General features: G+C 69.9%; 14 protein-coding genes. 6 read left to right on the plus strand and 8 right to left on the minus strand.

Annotated elements, in window-relative coordinates; genetic code table 11:
* Nucleotides 1–121 precede the first annotated feature (121 nt).
* Nucleotides 122–844: a hypothetical protein gene (locus ACIRP2_RS38605; protein ID WP_404258444.1), complete on the minus strand. Its 723-nt coding sequence runs from the start codon at nucleotides 842–844 to the stop codon at nucleotides 122–124.
* The gene (gene eccE / locus ACIRP2_RS38610) at nucleotides 844–2,175 is read right to left on the minus strand and encodes a type VII secretion protein EccE (protein WP_404258445.1); all 1,332 of its coding nucleotides are present in this window, start codon (nucleotides 2,173–2,175) and stop codon (nucleotides 844–846) included. Before eccE ends, ACIRP2_RS38605 begins: the two co-directional genes overlap by 1 nt.
* Nucleotides 2,176–2,399: 224 nt before the next feature.
* On the opposite strand from eccE, the gene eccB reads away from it, so the two are divergent.
* The 4 genes from eccB to ACIRP2_RS38630 all read left to right on the plus strand — a co-directional run bounded on the left by eccB (nucleotide 2,400) and on the right by ACIRP2_RS38630 (nucleotide 6,196).
* Entirely contained in the window at nucleotides 2,400–3,953 is a 1,554-nt protein-coding gene (gene eccB, locus ACIRP2_RS38615; RefSeq protein ID WP_404258446.1) for a type VII secretion protein EccB, read from the plus strand.
* 47 nt (nucleotides 3,954–4,000) lie between these two features.
* Nucleotides 4,001–5,224: a type VII secretion-associated serine protease mycosin gene (gene mycP / locus ACIRP2_RS38620; RefSeq protein WP_404258447.1), complete on the plus strand. Its 1,224-nt coding sequence runs from the start codon at nucleotides 4,001–4,003 to the stop codon at nucleotides 5,222–5,224.
* A 261-nt stretch (nucleotides 5,225–5,485) separates the two neighbouring features.
* Nucleotides 5,486–5,836 carry a hypothetical protein gene (locus ACIRP2_RS38625; RefSeq protein ID WP_404258448.1) on the plus strand — a complete coding sequence of 117 codons (351 nt, stop codon included), beginning with the start codon at nucleotides 5,486–5,488 and terminating at the stop codon, nucleotides 5,834–5,836.
* A gap of 54 nt (nucleotides 5,837–5,890) precedes the next feature.
* Nucleotides 5,891–6,196 carry a WXG100 family type VII secretion target gene (locus ACIRP2_RS38630; protein ID WP_404258449.1) on the plus strand — a complete coding sequence of 102 codons (306 nt, stop codon included), beginning with the start codon at nucleotides 5,891–5,893 and terminating at the stop codon, nucleotides 6,194–6,196.
* Between the two features lie 71 nt (nucleotides 6,197–6,267).
* Here the strand turns inward: ACIRP2_RS38630 and ACIRP2_RS38635 are convergent, their stop codons facing one another.
* From ACIRP2_RS38635 to eccCa, 6 genes are all read right to left on the minus strand, one after another.
* On the minus strand, nucleotides 6,268–6,501 hold the full coding sequence (locus tag ACIRP2_RS38635; RefSeq protein ID WP_404258450.1) for a DUF397 domain-containing protein: 234 nt from the start codon (nucleotides 6,499–6,501) through the stop codon (nucleotides 6,268–6,270).
* A gap of 328 nt (nucleotides 6,502–6,829) precedes the next feature.
* Nucleotides 6,830–7,837, minus strand: coding sequence for a hypothetical protein (locus ACIRP2_RS38640; RefSeq protein WP_404258451.1), 1,008 nt, complete (start codon nucleotides 7,835–7,837; stop codon nucleotides 6,830–6,832).
* A 39-nt stretch (nucleotides 7,838–7,876) separates the two neighbouring features.
* Nucleotides 7,877–10,159 (minus strand): hypothetical protein, encoded by a 2,283-nt coding sequence (locus tag ACIRP2_RS38645; RefSeq protein WP_404258452.1) that lies wholly within the window; start codon nucleotides 10,157–10,159, stop codon nucleotides 7,877–7,879.
* Nucleotides 10,160–10,254: 95 nt separating this feature from the next.
* A complete protein-coding gene (locus ACIRP2_RS38650) occupies nucleotides 10,255–10,956 on the minus strand; it encodes a hypothetical protein (RefSeq protein ID WP_404258453.1) in 702 nt (233 codons plus the stop codon).
* A 70-nt stretch (nucleotides 10,957–11,026) separates the two neighbouring features.
* Nucleotides 11,027–11,479, minus strand: coding sequence for a hypothetical protein (locus tag ACIRP2_RS38655; protein ID WP_404258454.1), 453 nt, complete (start codon nucleotides 11,477–11,479; stop codon nucleotides 11,027–11,029).
* A 142-nt stretch (nucleotides 11,480–11,621) separates the two neighbouring features.
* Nucleotides 11,622–15,581: a type VII secretion protein EccCa gene (eccCa, locus tag ACIRP2_RS38660; RefSeq protein WP_404258455.1), complete on the minus strand. Its 3,960-nt coding sequence runs from the start codon at nucleotides 15,579–15,581 to the stop codon at nucleotides 11,622–11,624.
* A 186-nt stretch (nucleotides 15,582–15,767) separates the two neighbouring features.
* On the opposite strand from eccCa, the gene eccD reads away from it, so the two are divergent.
* Both eccD and rpsO read left to right on the plus strand, forming a co-directional pair.
* The gene (gene eccD, locus ACIRP2_RS38665; RefSeq protein ID WP_404258456.1) at nucleotides 15,768–17,249 is read left to right on the plus strand and encodes a type VII secretion integral membrane protein EccD; all 1,482 of its coding nucleotides are present in this window, start codon (nucleotides 15,768–15,770) and stop codon (nucleotides 17,247–17,249) included.
* Between the two features lie 286 nt (nucleotides 17,250–17,535).
* Nucleotides 17,536–17,826: a 30S ribosomal protein S15 gene (gene rpsO / locus ACIRP2_RS38670; RefSeq protein WP_189546018.1), complete on the plus strand. Its 291-nt coding sequence runs from the start codon at nucleotides 17,536–17,538 to the stop codon at nucleotides 17,824–17,826.
* Nucleotides 17,827–17,883: the final 57 nt, after the last annotated feature.

Genomic DNA, 17,883 nt, shown 5'->3' on the forward strand with positions numbered 1-17,883 from the left:
TCACGCACTGCCCCCAAGTGAACCGAGTACGGCACAGCGTGAAGGGTGAAACGGTCAAACTCGTGCAACTACGCATGGAATGCCGAACGCTCCGTGCCTGCCGGGCAGAAGCCGGACCCCGTCAGTCCATCCGGCGCGCGCCGCCCAGCAGTCCTGTCTCGGCATCGGTCGCCTGGGTCATCACGAACTGCCGGTCCTGGCCCGAGCACCAGAGGGTGACCCCGTCCGCCAGGGTGGACAGCGCCTGGGTCTCGGCGGCCGGAAGACTCAGGATCCGACCGAGTTGTGCCGCCTCGTCCGGAGACACCCGTTGAATGCCGACCAGGGCCGACTTCTCGATCAGTCTCGGCGCCACCGGACTCAGATACGGCAGGAGCGTCAGTACCGACTGCCACGGTCCGGACACCACGCGCCCGCGCGGCGGCCGCATGCCGCAGTCCCGCACCACGACCACCGGCGCACCGGCCGACGGCCCCTGCGGCGGCACCCGGCCCACGTCGTGCAACGTGATGCATGGCTGACCGCCGCCCGCCGCGTGCGCAAGTCCCGTCCACGTCTGGGCCCGCCCGGTCTCCACGACGATCCGCGCACCGGTCGCGGCGGCCCGCAGCGCGAACACCTGCGCCGTCCACAGCCCGCCGATCAGCGTGATGTCGTACGGGGTCGGCCGGTTGACGCCGAGCACGGCGGGCCGGCCGTGGGCATCCACACCGATCACCATGCCGTCGTCACCGACCGGCAGGGCCAGTGACGCCAACTGGTCGAGCGAGACCGACTGCCGTCCGCGACGCGGACCGATCAGCCCGAAGCCGAGCCGGGCACGGGCATGCGTGGGTACGGACATCAGCGGGTACCCCCGAGCGGCAGCGTGGCGAGCACACCCGGCAGCTGCTCGCGGTCGAGCCGGACCAGCGAGGTCCGGACGCCGCGCGCGGTGCGCTCCAACTCATGGCGGGCACCCAGCAGTTCCTCGTCGCTGCGCCCGGTGATCCGGATGTGCCCGGTGATCGAGACGCCCTGCCGTTCGCCGTGCCCCAGCGTGAGACTGAACGTCGTGGCGAGCGCGGGCATCGAGGTGAGCAGGGCGACGAGCTGCGGCATCGCCGCGCCTGTGCCGCCGAACTGTGGCCAGCGGGCCACCCAGTAGGTGGTGTGCCACCGGTCGTCGCAGCGCCACGTCCGCGAGGTCTCCTCGGTACGGCGCGAGGGCGCCCCGGTCCGGCCGGCCTGCGCCATGGCCGGCGCGCTGGCACAGACCGAGGTCGCGATGGCGGACGTCAGCTCCTGCTCGGTCAGCACCGTTGCGCGGAAACCCGCCCCGGTCAGCCTGCTGGACAGCTGGTCGGCCGCGCGCACCACACACTTCTGCGCGCCCGTCATGCCGCCGCCGCGCGCCTGTACCGCCTCGGGGCACAGCTCCGGGGCCAGCTTCAGCGCGATCCAGGTGATCCTGACAGCTGGTGAACCCGTCTGCGCCTGCAGCGGAGCGTAGTTGCGCGCGGCGACGGACTGCGGGGGCAGATGCGGGGCGGGTGCGGGCTGGGTGTGCTGCACGATCTGCGCCGACTCCAGCCGGATGCCGTCGACTTCGAGGACGTCCCTCACGAGTGCCAGGGGCAGCGGCTGCGCGGACCGGTCCGGCCTGAGCGCCGTGGCGTCCGACTCCACCTGGAGCACGGCCGTGACGAACGTGCCGTCACCGATCATGCCCACGGGTCGCCGGTCACGGTCGCTGAAGGAGGACGTACGCAGCGCCGGATCGCACTCGACGACGGGCGCGATCCCCGGCTCCGTGCCCGCGGGAAGCTCCAGCGAACCGGCCCTGCGGGAGCGCGCGCGCAACGAGAGCACGGTGCCCAGCCACTCCGGAAGCGAGCGGCGGTGTCTGCGCACGACGGCCAACAGCACGAGCAGCGCGGCGAGAACGGCGGCCGGGGCCAGCAACAGGGGGTCGATCACCCATGCGGTGAGCAGCAGCGCGGCCGCGATCTCCAGCAGTACGAGCTGTTGCAATCGGAACGAACCGAACAACCCGGGAAGTCTGTCGAGCCGGCCGGCGGCCCGTCCGCGCGAGCCCCGGGCGGGGCCGCGGGAGGCCGGTGGTCCACCGGCCGGGGGAGCAGCGGGGGCATGTGCGTTCCCGGTCGGACGCGTCCGTGTCGCGGAAGCCGTCATTCCGGCATTCCCCCCGTTCATCAGTCCCCAACTCCGCCCGTATTCCGCCTGCCCCATACGGGTCTTCGGCGGCTGGAACACCCTACCCGCCCCACCGTCACCGACGGTCAGCAGGCATAGTAGGGGCCGGTCCGGCACCGAGGTCCGGCATCGCGGGCCCGGCACGGGGGCCGGAAGCGACCGCTCCTGGTGCCGCGCGGGGAGACACGGGAGAAGAACGACTCATGGCATCACGGCGGGATGAGCTCAACGCATACACCTTTGCGAAGAAACGCACGGTGGCGGCATTCCTCCAACCCTCGCCCACCGGAACCGAGGAGGGCGCTCCGCGACCGCTGCGCGCGGTCCTTCCCGGCATGGTCGTCGGCGCGCTGATCCTCGCGGGCTTCGGCGCCTTCGGCATGTTCAAGCCCACCGCGCCCAAGGACTGGGACAAGCCCGGCACCAAGGTGATCGTCGGCAAGAAGTCCACCACCCGCTATGTCGTGCTCACCACCGGTCAGGGCGGCAAGAAGAAGACCCTCCTGCACCCCGTGCTGAACCTCGCCTCGGCCCGGCTGCTCCTCAATCCGCAGAACTACGACGTCATCCAGGTCGCCGACGAGGTCCTGGACGCGGGCGAACCCCCGCGCGGACCGATCCTCGGCATCCCCTACGCCCCCGACCGACTGCCCGAGGCGAAGGACGCCGGCACGGCCAAGCGGTGGGCCGTCTGCGTACAGCCCGGCGGCAAGGGCAGCACCGTGCAGAAGGCCGCCTTCGTCTTCGGTGAACGCGACACCAAGCTGACCGAGGGCAGGAAGAGGCTCGTCGACGGCCAGGTGCTGTACGTGCAGGGACAGGACGGGGCCCGCTATCTCGTCGACGCGGGCGGCACCAAGTACCGCATCAAGGAGACCGCCGCCGACAACGGCCATCTGACCAACGCCCTGGTCGGCAGCGGGCAGCCGCAGTCCGTCACCGACGACTGGCTGGCCACCCTGCACGACGGCAGCCCGATCGTCTTTCCGCGCATCCCGGGCACCGTCGGCGCCCCGGCACATGTCGAAGGGCAGCTCTCCGCCGAGGAGAACCGGGTCGGCATGGTCCTCAAGACCAAGACCGGCGCAGGCACCAGCCACTACGTCGTGCTCGACGGAAAGGTGCAGCCGGTCTCCGAGTTCACCGCCTGGCTGCTCATCAACTCCCCGCAGACGGCCGAGCTCAACCTGGACAGCGAGGCACGCGCCGTCGGCCTGCAGAACTTCGTGCCCGACACCGCGGTCTTCGCCGGTCAGGCCGCACACTGGCCGGACCGCCGCAAGACCGAACAGGTGAACTCCACCGGGGGCGGCAGTGGCAGCCGCGACACCATCTGCAGCGTGCTGCGCAAGGTCGACAGCTCGGGACGTACCACCCTGAGCACCTGGGCGGGCACCGCCTACCCCGCCACCATCGGCGCCGGAGGCACCAGCACCTATGTGACGCCCGGCAGCGGGCTGCTCTACACCCAGGTCCGGGGCCGGCAGACCAGCCCCGACGGATCGCTCTTCCTGGTGACCGACACCGGACTGCGGTACGCGGTCCAGGCGAACGGCGACAGCGATGCCCGGCGCTCCGACATCGGCACCGGCGACGGGCAGAAGCAGTCGGACGGCCGCCCCGAGCCCAGCCAGGCGCAGAGCAGGCTCGGATACGAGAAGGTGACACCCGCACTCGTACCGATCGCGTGGTCGGACTTCCTGTCCAAGGGCCCCCGGCTCGACACCAACAGCGCGCGCCAGCCCCAGGGTTCATGACGTTCCGGAGCGCCGCGGACATCGCGGATCCCGGGGGAGAGGAACAGATGTCGTACCGCAGGACGGTCCTGCCGACGGCGGTCGTCGCCATGCTGCTCGCAGTGGCGGCGCCGACGGCCGCGTACGCCGCCGACGGAGCCCGGGACCCCGGCGCGCTGGGCGTGGACGGCAGCGGCGAATGCACCTTCCCGATGAAGCGGCAGTACGAGGGCCGACCCTGGTCGCTGCAGCGTGTCCTGCTGGACGAACTGTGGCAGGACACCAAGGGCAAGGGCATACGCGTCGCGGTCATCGACACCGGCGTCGACAACGTCAATCCCCAGCTCAAGCCGGCCGTCGACACCTCCGCGGGCGCCGACTACCTCAAGGGCGGCAAGAGCGACGGCACGGTCGACGAGGTCGGACACGGCACCAAGGTCGCGGGCATCATCGCCGCCCGCCCCCGGAAGGGCACCGGATTCGTCGGACTGGCCCCCGAGGCCACCATCATCCCGATCCGCCAGAACGACGAGAAGAACAGCGGCAAGGACACCACGATGGCCACCGCGATCGACCACGCGATCGCCAAGGGGGCCCACGTCATCAACATCTCCCAGGACACGGCCAAACCCCTGACGGAGACGTCCGCCCTCGGCCGGGCCGTGGCCAGGGCGCTCGCCAAGAACATCGTCGTGGTCGCCTCCGCGGGCAATGACGGCATGGACGGAAAACTGAAGCTCACCTATCCCGCGGCCTTCGACGGGGTCCTCGCCGTCGCCTCCTCCGACCGCAACAACGAACGCGCCCCCTTCTCCCAGGCCGGTGAGTTCGTCGGGGTCGCCGCTCCGGGCGTCGACATCGTCTCCACCGTCCCGGGCAACGGCCAGTGCACCGACAACGGCACGAGCTTCTCCGCCCCGTACGTCGCCGGGGTCGCCGCCCTGATGCGCGCCAAGTACCCGAAGTGGACGGCGGCCCAGATCGTCGCCCGGATCGAGCAGACCGCCGAACGCTCCGTCACCGGCCACGACGCCTACGTCGGCTGGGGCGTGATCGACCCGGTGCGTGCCCTGTCCGGCGACGACGCCCCGCAGGACGCCCCGCACCCCGATCCGGCACCGCCCAGGGCCGCCGCTCCCGAGCCCGCGCAGCTCTCCCTCTCGGAGACCCCGCAGGAGCGCGACGAGCGGTACGCCACCTACGCGCTCGCCGTGGCCGCCGTCGTGGTCAGTGTGATCGCCGGGACCGCGACGGTCGTCCGGGACGTCCGCCGAAGGCGCGCGCCGCGGTGACACCGCCCGCCCGATGCGGTGACTCGGCCCTCGCGAACCACAGTTGGGGAGAGCCGACGAAATGACTAGGGTGGTACCAGACTTCACGTGTGTGACGGGGGAACGAGAAGTGGCCGAGTCCGATTTCGGAGCGCGGAAATGCCGAAGGCGCGCTGCCCGGTCCCGTGCTTTCCCCACCCCTTTGCCGGAGCACACGGGGGCAGGAAGAAGCCTGACCGCGACACGCGGGCAGGCCCGGGAACTGAGAGATAGGACCTCCGGATGACCAATCCCGCAGGCGGTTTCGGACTCGCCGACGATCCGATCGTCCAGGCGAAGAACAAGATCATCGAGACGGCCCAGGGGGTGTCCCGGCAGTCCAGGGAACTGGCGGACATCCTCGCGACGGCCGCCGCCGGATGGACGGGTGTCGGCGCCTCGGGGTTCACCTCCGCGCAGATCATGATCAACGAGGACCACGACGAGATCCGTCGGCTCCTCAACGTCCTGCTCAACGCTGTGGGCAGCACCAAGAACCTCAGCAACGCCAACGACGAGGAGGTCCGTGCGGCCTTCAACGCGGTCAAGGACCAGGCTCCGTCGGCCAACACCTCCGGTCTGAACTCCGTCTGAACCGCGCCGCACCACCCCTTCCGCACACGCTGAGCACCGAGGAGAAGACACGACATGGGGCACGACCCGAACACCAAGGTCAGGTACGAGAGCGTCCAGGAGATGGCGAACCGTATCCGCAAGGTCTCGCAGGACATCGTCAACGACCTCACGGAGATGGACGCCTCGCTCAAGGTCGTCACCGACACCTGGGACGGTGAGGCGCACCGGGAGTACGTGAACCTCCAGCGCAAGTACAAGGAGAAGGCGGACCACATGAAGAACCGCCTGGAGCAGGTCGCGAAGATCATCGAGTCCGGCAAGGACAGCTACCGCGCCACGGACCTCAAGGCCTCGCGCACCTTCACCGAGGCGTACTGACCGTCCGCGTCAGCACACGAAGAGGGGCACGCTCCGACGGGCGTGCCCCTCTTCGTGCCGTGCCACGGCGACTACTTCAGGTCGAACTCGCCGTCCCGCGCGCCCAGGACGAAGGCGGTCCACTCGGCCTTGGTGTACCGCAGCACGGTCCCGGGATCCAACGAGGACCGCATCGCCACCGCGCCGCCCGGCAGATGCGCGATCTCGACACGCTCCTCGGCCTCCTCGGTACCGGGCGCACTCAGCCACTCCACTCCCGAGATGTCGAGTGCGTACAGCTCGTCCTTCTCCGCTTGCGTGCCCATCAGGTGCCTTCCCTCTCCCGTGGCGGAACGTGTTCGTCGCCCGCGAGCAGACTATCCCCGCCACCGCGCACCACTTCCGGGAATGGACAGCTTCCGCACCGCGGTGGTACCCGCGCGTTGCACACACGTGGCGGATCTCGCCGGAGCACGCCTCCCGAGAGCCGACCGCTGGTCGCGGCGCCGCCGACAGGTCACCGGCAGTCAGCCTCCCGGACGGCGAGGCGAGCTGAGCCGCCCTCGCGCTCCGTCTGCGCGCAGCGCGCTCGAAGCCTTGGTGCCCGCCGCTTCTCTGCCCCAATGGCAGCGACCACCCGCCCGGACGGCGATCTCAACGAAGCATCTGCTCGGCACGGGTGCGGTTGCCGGCGGCGTTGCCGAGGCACTGGTTCACCGCGGCATCGGATCGGCTCCGGGCGGTGTGCACGCCCTCGGCCCACAGATTGAGCATCCGGGCACACTGCTGCTCGACGGCGCTGGCGCGTTCCGCCACCGGTACGGCCGCCAGCCCCTGGCGCCAGCCCCGTTCGAGGTGGGAGGCCAGGTCAGCCTTCGCGTCGGGGACCGGTGAGGCCCCGGCGGCAAGACGCTCCGACATGGTCGCGTTCCACGCCTCAGCCTCGCCCTTGGACAGCCCGCGCCGTACGTCGGCGGCGACGCCGTCGAGCTTGCCCAGCGCGCGGGCACCGACACTCAGCTGCACCGGCTCGGCCCCGGCCGACAGCCCGGCGAGACGTTCCGCCTCCCAACGCGTCTGCGCACCGCGCACGGTGGCATAGGCCTCGGGATCGTCGGAGACGGCCCGCAGGACGCGGACCAGGGACTCGGGTGCTACGGACAGGTGATAGCCGTCCTTCTTCTTCCACGGAGCACTGTGTGGAAGGCTCTTGTCCAGATAGACGGAGTCCGTCGGGTCGCTGAGGACGACATTGACGTCGGTGTACTGCGCGAGAGCCTCGGCCAGTGGCGCACGGAGACCGGGGTCGACGTAGGGAGTCCCGCGCTTCTCGATGTCGTTGTCGACCGCCAGCAGGACGTTCTTCATGGCGGACGCCTGCAGCAGCGTGTGCACGCCGCCACCCCCCACCGTGGCCTTCACCACCGCGCCGCCGAGTTCCGGACAACTCAGATCGGACCGGTATGTGCCGCCCAGTGCCTGCTTCGTCAGCTTGTCCGCGAGTATCCCGCCGCAGCCCGCCCGGTCTCCCGAGGAGTCGGTTCCGACGGCGAGCCGGACGGCGGTCCCGGCCGCCGCCGCGGCCAGGACCGCGCCGACGACGATCCCAGTGGTGCGGAGCCGTTTGCTCCGGGGGCGGGGCGACGGCGTCATGTCGTTCATCAGCACTTCACTCTTCTACGCTTGCTTCGCCGGACAACGCTAGTTCGTCGTATCGGTCAGGTACTTGTGCGCAAGGTTGCTGCCCCGGTCCTGACCGTTGTAGATGTTGTTCTTCAGGTCCTCGGTCTTGATGTTCGCACCGCCCTCCCGGCCAGCCACCCAGCCGTCGACGGTATCGCTCGTCTGCACCTGAGCGTTCAGGTAGTGCTCCGCGATCTTTCCGTTCGCCTCGGTGTCCGCCTCGGCCTTCATGCTGTTGCCCCACTCCCATGCCCAGGTGTCCACACCGCGCTGCAGCGCGTCACCGATCGGCAAGGCCCGGCCGCCGACCGGCAGGGTGAGAGGTGTGATAGCCCCGCCGACCACGTGGTAGGCGATCTTCGACTTCCAGTCCGCCGCGCTGTACTCGCTCATACGGTTGTCGTTGATGACGTCCTCACGGATGGCGCTGTAGGTGCCCAGCACCGAGCCCGCCTTCCCCCACTTCCCGTCGTTCTCGAAACCGGTGGTGCCTTCCGGTACCTGATCAAGCAGATGGTTGAGGTGGCGTGCCTCAGCCTTGTGCAGTGCTCCGTAGGCGTCGGGGTCCTCCGAGAGGCCCCGCATCACCTGGATCAGCGATTCCTGTGAGGTTGCGAGATGAGCACCCTTGCCGTCGACGAAGTACCCGTCGTGATCGGGGTGGATGTAACGGGAGTCCATCGTGCCGATGATCTCGTGTGTGTCCGAGGCGTACTCGGCCAGGGCGTTGGCGACGGACCGCCTGAGGTTGTCCGGGACGGGCGCGTCCGTGCCGTTGCCCTCACCCGGTGCGAACTGGTCGATGATGCCGTTCATGACCCGTGCCTGCGCCTCGTTGTGCGTGGCTTCCGGCCACGGGTCCTGCCCCACGCCCAGCGGGACGTGACCAGTGGCGGCGGCTTCGAGCGCGGCGCCCAGACCCATGCGGTTCAACGGATCGTCCATCGTGGTCACGGCTACGCCCGTGATGGTGTGGCGGGGCCACTCGCGGGAGCCGTCGCCGTTGCCCGCGAGGTACTTGAGGTGGTTGTTGTCGACGTGGTTGTTCTGACCGTTCGCGTCGACTCCGTTCCCGTCCGGGTCGAAGAACGCGGTGGCGGCGTCGGGGTTCTTGCTCATGACGCCGAGCAGCCCGTCGACCGCGTCGGCCCGGATGCCGTCGTGACCGGGGCCCCATTCCTGGAAGATGCCGCTGTGGTCCTTCTCGGCCTGGATGAGCCGGTCGCCCATGTCGTAGAGGAACTGGTCGTCGAACTTGGTGTCCGCCTGCTGCATCATGCTGACGAAGGTCTGGTAGCCGTACAACGGATTAGTGTTCTTGGCGTAGTTGTGCGTACCCGACTCGTCCAGGCCCTTGGTGAACTCGCGGTAGAACTTGCCCTCGTCGCTGTTCACCCACTTCTTGAACGCGTCCGATCCGGGCGGAGCGTCTTTCACGCTGCCGGGCACTCTGGTCGCGGTGGCGACCGTGTTGGCCAGGCCCTTCTCGATCTCCAGGTATTGGCTCTTGTGCTTCTTGTCGGAGTCGTAGGCACGGTGGTTCAGCTGGTTGGTGACCTTGATCAGGCCCTCCGGTCCCAGGCTGTTCAGCAGCGTCTGCGAGAACGCCTTGTCCTGGGAGTTGTCCCGCACCGCGCGCTGGAACTCGGCCATGTCGGCGGCGGAGACCTTCTCGCCGTTGTTGAGCCGGGTGGCGATGTCCGCGGCGTTCTCTGCTTCGTACTTCTCGATGTCACCCTGTGCGTGGGCGTTGAAGCCGACGCCGAACGTCTCGTCGTTCTTGTCCCCATATCCGTCCTTGGTGACGGCGTCGAGCGCGATCTTCACGCCCTGGTCCGCATCGTCCACCGCCTTGACACCGGCGTCTATCGCCTCGCTCCACGACGACACCGCAGTGCGGACAGTCTCCGCGAAGTCCGGGTCGTGGCGCATCGCGGCGCGTTCGCCTTCCGTGAGCTTGTCGTAGTCGTAGCTGACCACACCGCCCTCTGAGACCCGCATGCCTGCCTTGACGGCCTCCGCGCGCTTGGACTCCAGGTTCTTCCTCAGCCGCACGAAGTCGGCGTGCGCGTCGCGGAGCAGCGAGGCGATGGCCTTGGCCTGCGTCTGGGCGGCCGCGTACTCGTACCGGGTGGCGGCGAAGTTGGTGTGAGCGGTCCCGGCGCTCACACCCGACCAGGAGGGTCCGAGAGTGATGCTCTGGACGCTCTCCTTGTACCGGTCCTCCACCTTCTTGATCTCGGCGGCCATGTCGTCCCACTTGCTGGCCGCCGTCGTCAACTGGCTCAGATCGGTGGTCATGACATCGTGATACGTGAGCATGCGGTCCCCCATGAATTCTCTGCTTCGTCGTGCGGCCTGCGGGCACGCGTCCGGACTGCCCGGTCCGGCGGCCGTCAGCCCGTCTGTGCGTAGAGCGCCCGTGTCAGCGCCGTCATCTGCTGGGCCGTGAGCCCGGTGCGGCCGCCGTCCCCGGCCGTCACCAGCAGGGCGGCGTCACCGGCCCCGACGGGCTTCACCCGCACAACGGCGCAGGCGCCCGAGTCGGTGACCACGGGCTCGCCCGGCGCACTGGCCGCCGTGCGCTTCAGGTACGCGGTCAGGCCGTCGAGCGACAGCCGGCCGGCGCTCATGATCACCGGTGCCAGCGGGCTCTCCGCCCGCGGCTTCCGCGTTGCGATGGTGTGGACCTCGACGGCCTCGTCCCCGATGTGGAAGGCACAGCTGACCAGAGCCCCCGGATTGTCGGCGAGCCCCTCGCCCGGCCTCGCCATCCGCTCGTTCTCCGCGGTCGCCACGGGCGCGTCCGTGTCACCCTCCGATGCGGCCCTCGTCCCCACGCGTCCGGACAGCCCGACCGCGTCGGCGGCCTTCTTCATGTCGTACGGGAGGGGACAGCGATCCGCGCCGTCCGGGCCGACCCGGTCCGCCGCTTTCGTCAGCCCGTCGACACTCACGGGAACACCGGACTTCCGGGCCCCGGTGCCGCCGTTCGTGTCCTTCTCCGTCCAGTCGTCCTGCTTGCCGCAGCCGGCCAGGAGCGCCAGCGTGAGGAGCGCGGCCGAGGCCACACCGCCCCCGCGTCGGAACCGCTTCACGGTCTTCGAATCCTTTCTTCGGCACCCAAGGACGTTGCCGGGCTCAACGCGGTCCGTCAGGCCCCCAGCCCTACAGTCCGTCGAGACCGGAGGCGTACGGGCCCGGCTGCGGCTTGAGCAGCGGGGTGAACTGGGACTTGATCAGCTGGTCGTTGCCGGCGAAGAGAGTGGACGCACCGCGCAGCGCTCCCTTCTCCGTGGACAGCCGGCCCATCAGGACCTTCACCTGCTTGTCCCAGGTCTCCATCACCTTCTTGAGGCCGGCCCCGGTGTCCCAGCCGTCGAACTCCTTGACCGCCGTGGTGGACGTCTCGTCCGCCCAGTCGGTGGCCTTCTTGGTGTTCGGCTCCAGCTCGGTCTCGATCGTGTTCGCCGCGGCGTTCTTCTGTGCCGGCGTCGACGCGAAGTCCTTGCCGCCAGGGCCGGACAACGGGCCGTCGCCCGTACCGTTCAGCTGCATGTGGGTGCTCTGCCGCTCCGCGGCCTGCCCGCGCAGCAGGCCCCATTCCTCGTCAAAACCCATGAGATCCCCCGAACCAGCGACTGTCGTAGACCTGATGACCCTCGCCCGCACGGGTGAAGATCACATCGGGAGACGCTAGTACACCTGTGCCCACCGAGGGAGCCGGGGTGCGGGAGGTGTCCCGCCCCGGCTCCCCGTCGGCTCAGTGCTGTTCCGGCAGCCGACCGATCTGCACCAGCGGATTCCCCCGGCGCCGTGAGGCGAAGTACCCGCGTCCCGGCGGCATCGCGTGCCCGCGCACCGAACCGATCAGGTCGCCCTCGGACGGATCACCGGAGAGCACCACGCCCTGCGCCCCCAGCTCCTTGATGCGCTGCATGAACGCCTCGTACATCGACCGCGACGCCCCGGCGGAGTTCCGCGCGATGATGAAGCGGACCCCGGTGTCCCGCGCGAACGGCAGATACTCCGCCAGCGGGGCCAGCGGATTGCCCGCGTTCGTCGCCACCAGGTCGTAGTCGTCGACGATGATGAAGATCTGCGGACCGGTCCACCAACTGCGGTCCCGCAACTGCTGCGGGGTGACGTCCGTCGGCGGCTGCCGGCGCGCGAACACCCCCGCCAGCGCCTCCATGTGCATCTGCATCGAGCTCGCCATCGGCGCGTACTCCAGCAGATGGCTCTCCGGCAGCGCACCGAGCAGCGCCCGCCGGTAGTCGCCGACGACGAGCTTCGCCTCGTCGGGGGAGTAGCGCTCCGCGATCTGCTTCGCGATCAGCCGCAGCAGGTTGGTCTTCCCCGATTCGCTCTCCCCGAAGACGAGGAAGAACGGATCGGTCTCGAAGTCGACGAACACCGGCTCCAGATCGGTCTCGTCGATGCCGATCGCGATGCCCCGTTGGGGGAACTCGAAGCCCTTCGGCAGATGATCGGCCGGCAGCTTGCGCGGCAGCAGCCGTACGGCCGGCGCCGCGGGCCCCGCCCAGTTGGCCTTCACCGACCCGACGAGCGCAGCCGTGCCGTCGGAGAGATCCGCGGCGCTGCTGGAGGAGTCGATACGCGGCAGCGCCCCCATGAAGTGCAGTTTCTGCGCCACCTGTCCTCGGCCGGGGACCCCCGCGGGGACATTGGCCGCGACCTTGCGGTCGAACTCGGAGTCCATGACGTCACCGAGCCGCAGCTCCAGCCGGCCGAGGATCTGGTCCTTCAGCGCGGCCCGCACCTCCATGTAGCGGGCGGCCGTGATGACGACATGGATGCCGTAGCCGAGCCCGCGTGCGGCGATGTCGGTGACGACCTGCTCCAGCATCTCGTACTCGGACCGGAATCCGCCCCAGCCGTCGACCACCAGGAAGACGTCGCCCCAGGCCTCGCCGGGCAGTTCGCCCAGGGCGCGCCTGCGCCGGTACGTGGCGATGGAGTCGATGGAGTGGGCGCGGAAGAACTCCTCACGCCGGTTCAGTACACCGGCGACCTCGGCGACCGTACGCCGCACCCGCTCCGGGTCCAGTCGGGAGGCCATACCGCCGACGTGCGGCAGCTCCGCCAGCGAGACCAGGCCGCCGCCACCGAAGTCCAGCCCGTAGAACTGCACCTCGTGCGGGGTGTGGGTGAGGGCGAACGACGAGACGAGCGTCCGTACCAGCGTCGACTTGCCGGACTGCGGCCCGCCGACGACCAGCATGTGGCCCGCCGCGCCGGAGAAGTCCCGGTACAGCACCTCGCGCCGCTGCTCGAAGGGCTTGTCGATGAGCCCGAGCGGCACGGTCAGCCCGCCCGGACGCGTGTACTCCGTGGCCGTGAACCCCCGCTCGGCGGTGGGCGCGAGCCCCGGCAGCAACTGGTCCAGCGTCGGCGCCCGGTCCAGCGGCGGCAGCCACACCTGATGCGCGGGCACCCCCTGCCCTTCGAGCCGGCGCACGATCACATCGAGCACCGTGTCGGCGAGCGCCTCGTCCTCGGCGCTCGCCCGCGCGGCCACCAGGTGCGCGGGGTCGGGTGCCGCGTACACCACCGGCACGGGAAGGGCGCTGAACACCGCGGCCCGCCGCTCGATCGGCAGCGCCCCCACCGACAGATCGGGACCACCGGTGCGGTACGTCCCCGACACGTACGCCGCCTTGAACCGTGTCATCTCGTCCGTACCGAACTTGAGATATCCGGAGCCGGGCACCGACGGCAGGTGGTACGCGTCGGGAACACCCAGCGCCGTACGCGACTCGGCGGCGGAGAAGGTCCGCAGGCCGATCCGGTACGAGAGATACGTGTCGAGACCGCGCAGCTTGCCCTCCTCCAGACGTTGGGAGGCGAGCAGCAGATGCACACCCAGCGAACGGCCGATCCGGCCGATCTGGATGAACATGTCGATGAAGTCAGGTTTGGCGGTGAGGAGTTCGGAGAACTCGTCGATCACCAGGACGAGCGAGGCCAGCGGCTCCAGCGCCGCCCCCGCCGCCCGCGCCTTCTCGTAGTCGTGGATGTTGGCGTAGTTGCCCGCGGAGCGCAGCAGCTCCTGCCTGCGCTGGAGTTCACCGCGGATCGCGTCCCCCATGCGGTCGACCAGCGTCAGGTCGTCCGCGAGGTTGGTGATGACGGCCGCCACATGCGGCATGTGGGACATCCCGGCGAACGTCGCACCGCCCTTGAAGTCCGCCAGCACGAAGTTCAGCGTCTCCGAGGAGTGCGTGACCGCGAGCCCGAGCACCAGCGTCCGCAGCAGCTCCGACTTGCCGGACCCCGTCGCGCCCACGCACAGACCGTGCGGCCCCATGCCGTCCTGGGCGGCCTCCTTCAGGTCCAGCATCACCGGCTGGCCGTCCTCACCGACCCCGATCGGCACCCGCAGCCGTTCGGAGATCGACCGGGGCCGCCAGGTCCGTGCCACGTCGACCGAAGCCGCATCGCCCAGATTCAGCAGATCCGTGAAGTCCAGATTGGCCAGCAGCGGTTCGTCGCCGTCGCCCCCGCCCATCCGCAGCGGCGCGAGCTGCCGGGCCAGTGCCTCGGCCGCCGGCAGCGAGATCCCGTCCGGCACCCCCTCGTACACCAGCCCCGCCCCCGACTCCAGCCGGAGCAGCCCCGGCCGCACCACCACCGAGAGACCGCCGCGCGGCTCGTCGAGCTCGCCCGGCACCACCTCGACGATCGTCACCCCCTGCATGCCCTCGGCCGCCGCGAACAACGAGTCCGGTGGCACCATCGCACCGTCCAGCACCACCACGACGTGCGGCTGGTCCAGCAACGGCTGACCCTCCCGGCCGAACCGCGGCCGCCCGTCGAGCCGGCTCGCCAGCAGCTGCTCCAGCTCGCCCAGGTCGTCCCCGAACAGCCGCTTCGTGCCGGCCCCGTCGATCTGTCCGGGCACCTGCAGATGCGGAAGCCACTTCGTCCACTCCCAGCGCGGCACCGCGCCCCGTGCCGCCACGACGGCGACCATCAGATCCTCGGGGGAGTGCAGCGTCACCAGCTGCGCGACGAGCGCGCGCGCCGCCGACTGCGCCGCCTCCGGCTGACCGGAGACCGTCACGTGGTAGAACGCCCGCATCGACACGGCCATCGGCAGTCCGTCCAACGACCCGTGCACGGCGAGGAACCGCTGCATCGCACCCGCGCACAACGGCTCCAGCTCGTCCACCGGAGCGGTGTCGGGAGCGATCAGCGGCGTGGCCAGCTGCTGCACTCCCAGCCCGACCCGCACCTGCCCGAAGTCGTCGTCACCGACGCGCCGTTCCCACACCCGGCTGCCCTCGGCGACCACCGACCACAACTGCTCGGGAGCCGGCTGCAGATACAACTGCACATCCCGCTGCCGACGCGCGGTCCGGCGTACCGTACGCCGCGTCTGCGCCAGGTATTTGAGGTAGTCGCGCCTGACATCTGCCATTTGCCCCTGCGTACCGCGGCGATGACGGACCAGCTGCGCGACCACCATCCCGACGGTCGAGACAAGCATCAGAACGCCCATGATCCGCATGAACGGAGGCGCCTGGGGCGAGAAGAAGAAGACCACCGACGAACCCATGCCGAGCACCGGCAGGATCTGCATCAGCATGCCCTCCTGCTGCCCGCGGGGCAGTTCGGGAGGGGACTCCAACGTCAACTCGTCCATGGGGACTTCCGGCGGCAGGGACCGCGGAGGTCGTTTCACGACGATCTGGCTCACCGAAACATCAATCCCTCGGTACGGACGGACGGAAGGCCGGCCGGACGTGCACCGAAGCCCCCGTGGCTGCCTGTGCTTGCGGACGTCCCCCCGCGAGACGGCGATCCTACTTGCAGATGACCTGCCCTCCTCCCGGTAGGGTGGCGCGCGCACCGTGCGCAACCGCGAATCAGGGGGACCAGACACGTGAGTTCGACCGCAGCGACGGGCTTCTGCCGCGTGACTGTCGTGGCACCCGACAGCCGGATCGACGTGGCCCTGCCGGAGGACATCGCCGTCGCCGACGTCTATCCGGAGATCCTCCGTCTCACCGGCCAGACCCAGGAGGCCGGAAGTCCCACCGGGTATCACCTCGTACGCCGCGACGGCACGGTCCTCGACGGTGCGCGCACCCTCGCCGCCCAGCAGGTTCTCGACGGCGAACTCCTCAGTCTGCGCCCCTTCGCCCAGTCCTTGCCGCCCGCCGTCTTCGACGACGTCTCGGACGCCGTCGCCTCGGCCGTCACCCGCGACCGACACCTGTGGAGCGACGAACTGCTGCGCGGCGCGGGCCTCGTCGGCGGTGTACTGCTGCTCGTCCTGCTGGGCTTCGTGCTCTGGTTCGCCGATCCGGTCCGCCACGACATGCACAGCCTGCCCGGCATCATCGCCGGCTCCGCCGGACTCCTGCTGACCGCGTTCGCAGGGGTGCGCGCCCGGGTCTACACGGACCGGGCGACCGCCGTCGCGCTCGGCCTCGGCGCGCTGCCCCTCGTGCTCATCGCCGGCTCCGGCATCATCGGCCCGGACGCCGGCCAGGGGCCCGGCAGGCTCCAGTTCCTCCTCGGCTGCGTCGCGGTCCTGGTCGCCTCGGTCACGCTGGTCGCCCTCACCCCGAGCGGCGACGCCCCGTTCGTCGCGGCGACCTTCCTCGCCGCCGTCGGCACCCTGGCGACCTTCGTCGCGATCCTCACCGACGCGTCCGCCACCGAGACCGCCGCGGTCTGCGCTCCCGTCGCACTCGGTCTCGCCGCCTTCCTGCCCGGCCTCTCCGCCCGGTTCGCCCGGTTGCCCATCGGCTACGCCTCGCCGCACACCGCCCCCGGCGGCTACGACGACGACTTCGCCGACCCGAACGCGGAACCCCGGGCCCAGACCAGCCCCGTCGACGCCGACCGCATCGCGGCCCAGGCCCGCCGCGGCCACGAGATGCTGCTGGGCCTGGTCGGGGGCTGCGCCGCGGTCGTCGTGGGCTGTGCGGCCGTCCTCGGCTTCTCGGACAACGTCTGGGGGCAGTTCCTGGCGCTGGCCGCCGGACTCGCGATGCTGCTGCGCGCCCGCCTCTTCCGCTACACCTCGCAGGTCGCCTGCGTGCTGGTGGCGGGCCTCGGCGCAGTCGCCCTGCTCGTCCTCGGCCTCTCCCTCAACCCGCCGACGGACCTGTTGTTCGACCTGGTCCGGTACGGGGACCGCAGCTCCCTGGACATCCGGACGATCTGGCTCTCCACGGCCGTGGCCGCCGGGGCCGCGCTGCTCACCGCGATCGGCCTGATCATTCCCCGCAAGGGCCTCTCGCCGTTCTGGGGACGTCTTCTCGATCTGGCCGAGAGCACCGTCCTCCTCTCCCTGGTCCCGCTCTGCCTGGCGGTACTGGACGTCTTCGCCAGGGCCAGGTCCCTGACCGGCTGAGCCGGGCCGGGCTCAGCCGCGCCCGAACCGGGCCGACCGGGCGCGATCGGGCTCTTCGACGAAGGAGAACGGAGCGGGACGGACCGTTCCCGGACCACCGGACCCGGCCCCCACGCGGCCCGCCCCGCAGGGGCTGGTACGCTGTGTGACGGCCGTTTGTGTACGCGCTTTTGGAACATCCTGGAAGCTGCGCCCATCGGACCCTCGCCCACGAGTAACGGAAGACCCCCTGAGAACAAGACCAGGGGCACTCGTGGACGCATCGGACATCAAAGAGGAGTACCGCGTGTCGCTCGACGCCGCTACGAAGAAGCAGATCATGGCCGAGTTCGCCACCAAGGAGGGTGACACCGGTTCCCCCGAGGTCCAGGTCGCGATGCTCTCCCGTCGCATCTCGGACCTGACGGAGCACCTCAAGACGCACAAGCACGACCACCACTCCCGTCGTGGTCTGCTGATCCTGGTCGGCCAGCGCCGCCGCCTTCTGCAGTACCTGGCCAAGAAGGACATCCAGCGCTTCCGTGCCCTGGTCGACCGCCTCGGCATCCGCCGCGGTGCGGCCGGCGGCGCCAAGTAGTACGCCGTGAAGGGAGCGGTTCCCACCACTGAGGGGGCCGCTCCCTTTGCTGTACGC

The organism is Streptomyces sp. NPDC101194 (assembly GCF_044767885.1).
In the GTDB taxonomy this organism is placed as follows: Bacteria; Actinomycetota; Actinomycetes; order Streptomycetales; family Streptomycetaceae; genus Streptomyces.